At 37.1% G+C, this 1,789-nt stretch carries 2 protein-coding genes; one reads left to right on the top strand and one right to left on the bottom strand.

What is annotated here, in order from left to right; all coding sequences use genetic code 11:
- Positions 1-501: 501 nt before the first annotated feature.
- Positions 502-744 carry an IS30 family transposase gene (locus SORDD16_RS11990; RefSeq protein WP_440862111.1) on the top strand — a complete coding sequence of 81 codons (243 nt, stop codon included), beginning with the start codon at positions 502-504 and terminating at the stop codon, positions 742-744.
- Positions 745-767: 23 nt separating this feature from the next.
- Here the strand turns inward: SORDD16_RS11990 and SORDD16_RS08420 are convergent, their stop codons facing one another.
- A complete protein-coding gene (locus SORDD16_RS08420) occupies positions 768-1,391 on the bottom strand; it encodes a hypothetical protein (protein ID WP_081215194.1) in 624 nt (207 codons plus the stop codon).
- Positions 1,392-1,789 lie beyond the last annotated feature (398 nt).

Below are 1,789 nucleotides of genomic sequence, written 5' to 3' on the forward strand. Positions count from 1 at the left end.
CAGGAATCTTACCATAATGCTAAATCACACTGTGGGCGAAAGAGAAAGCTTGAAATAGATCATCATCTAAGCAATACTGTCAGGCACTTTTTTATTGATCGCGAATGGTCTCCTGAAGAAATAGAAGGTTCGGTGCGATTAGAGTATGGAAAAGCTGTTATTAGTTAGCAAACGATCTATAGAGCCATCTATCGTGGACATTTTGAAGACAAGATTTCACATGGTGCTCGTGGCGTCATTCGCAAACTCCGCCATCGTGGCAAAACACGTCATACGAAAATTCAGAAGTGACCAATAACCGACTAGGATCGGTGATTGGAAATCCGACATCGTTGCCGGTCAAATCGGGAAAATTGGCTTGATTACTTTAATCGACCGCAATTCTCGTTTTTTACAAATTTAGAAGATAGCCACCAAGAAAAGCAAACTTGTCATAGAGGTTATGGCGCAAATGTTGGAGCCCCTGCCGAAAGAAACCATCACTCCAGATAGAGGAAAAGAATTCACGAATCATCAGAAATTAAAGTCTATTTCCCTGACCCTCATGCTCCATGGCAACGAGGGACTAATGAGAATACGAATGAACCGCTAAGAGAATATTTTCCAAAAGGTAGTGATCTAACATTAGTTGATGATCAAACCATTCAGCTGTGGGAGAACAAACTTAATAATAGGCCACGAAAATGTCTGAACTGGAAAACACCTTATGAAGTTTTCTACGAAGAAAATGTGCACTTAATTTGACAATTCAAGACAGAAAAAAGTTTTTAAAAAAATATACACATGGCACTAACAAGTAAAATATCTCGAATTACATGCCCATAAAAAGAGAATTCTCTTCTCATGGATTTTGGAAATAAAAACCGAGCAAAAATGAAGCCTAAGCCGATATAAAAAACAATGGATAAGACCGTTATTGGATTTCTCAAGAATAGCATCGTTGCCAGAACTGTCAGGACAACTGTTTTTTTCTTATTGAGAACGATTCTCAAATCTCGACTATACTTTTCAAACGGTAAAAATACAAGCAGATCAATTCCAAACAAGAAAAAGAAGGAAGGCAAGAAAAGATCTACCAACTCTTGCTGAAAAGCTGTCTGTGTAAAAATAGTCTCCGACAATACCAGACAGACACCAGCTAGGTTTAAGACCAACAAGGTACTATAAAATAGTTTCACTTTTTTCTGACTGCTTAAGATGCTATGGACATCCTGATCTTGGGTATAAAAGAAATTCATCCCCGCACACAGACCTGATGTCAATACGATAAACACTAGAAAATAAGCGCCTGACTGCTTTAAGGTTAAGATGGATTCCTTCCACAGTAAGCAACTACTCAGACTAATCTGGATCAAAGCTAGTAACAATAAGATGCGAATTGATTTTATCATTTTCAGTTCTCCCTTCGTATACATGATTATACTCTGCGAGAAAGATAAAAATTCCTCTCTCTTCTCAAATGTCCAATTTTGACGCTCAACTGACAAAAATGAAAATCATTGGCGATGATTATTTTTAAGCTCTGACATCTCCTATCTGATATTTTTGCTTTTTGAGAATGAAATACGATTTAAGAGACATCGTGTCGCATCCACCTAACTCCAATAGACAGAAGAGCAAAACAAAAGAGGCTCTATAATTTCTGTAGTGGGTAAATCCACTGTAAGAATTATGGAGCCTTTTTGAGTGTAGAAAAAAGCCCCATATGACTATAATGAAAAGCAACTAAACTCACATTAGAAAGGATTTACATAGAACTGCTTAAGAATACAACTGATTTAATCGGTTT

This window comes from Streptococcus oralis (genome assembly GCF_001578945.1).
Taxonomy (GTDB): Bacteria; Bacillota; Bacilli; order Lactobacillales; family Streptococcaceae; genus Streptococcus; species Streptococcus oralis_Q.